Origin of the sequence: Rheinheimera hassiensis (assembly GCF_022436675.1) — a bacterium.
GTDB classification, from domain to species: domain Bacteria; phylum Pseudomonadota; class Gammaproteobacteria; order Enterobacterales; family Alteromonadaceae; genus Alishewanella; species Alishewanella hassiensis.
In genome coordinates this window covers 1-501 of the sequence record NZ_JAKUJZ010000024.1, presented here as the reverse complement: position 1 = coordinate 501, position 501 = coordinate 1, and the positions used below count along the sequence as shown (strand labels likewise).

Here is a 501-nt window from a genome sequence, read left to right as displayed (position 1 = left end):
CTTTTGCTTTTGCTCACTGAATTTCGGATCACGTTTTCTAAACTGGTTATCTGGGATGTAGCCATTGATATGCTGTTGATACAAGTAACTGTTGTTCGCTTCATTAGCAAAGCCAGTGTCTGCCGTCACGATGGTTTTACCGGCGAAGATGTTATCGCTGAGCCCCATACTTTTATAACGCTGCTTTATCTTTTCCAGCACAGGCACCAACGTATGATGCTCTTGCCCTTCACCAAAGGCTTGTGCATCAACGATGATTTGATGTTTTTTATCCACCGCCGCCACGCCGTTATAGCCCTGAATAGTGCCTTTACTGGTGGTCATTTTGGCGGATTCATTGTCAGTGATGTTACTCTTTACTTCCTTGGGTCTTTTGCCCTGGCCCATCCGTGGACTGGCGGTCTTTAAAAAATCAGTGATTTTGTCATGCGCTTTATTCAGCGTGTCGATACTTTGTTGATGTCGCGCTTTACGCACTTCATCAGCATTGGCTTGTTCATC

At 45.1% G+C, this 501-nt stretch carries 1 pseudogene; it reads right to left on the bottom strand.

The annotated features are described in order from the left end of the window. Nucleotides 1-501 (bottom strand): annotated as a pseudogene (locus MJX74_RS21475) (IS1182 family transposase); the annotation flags it as partial.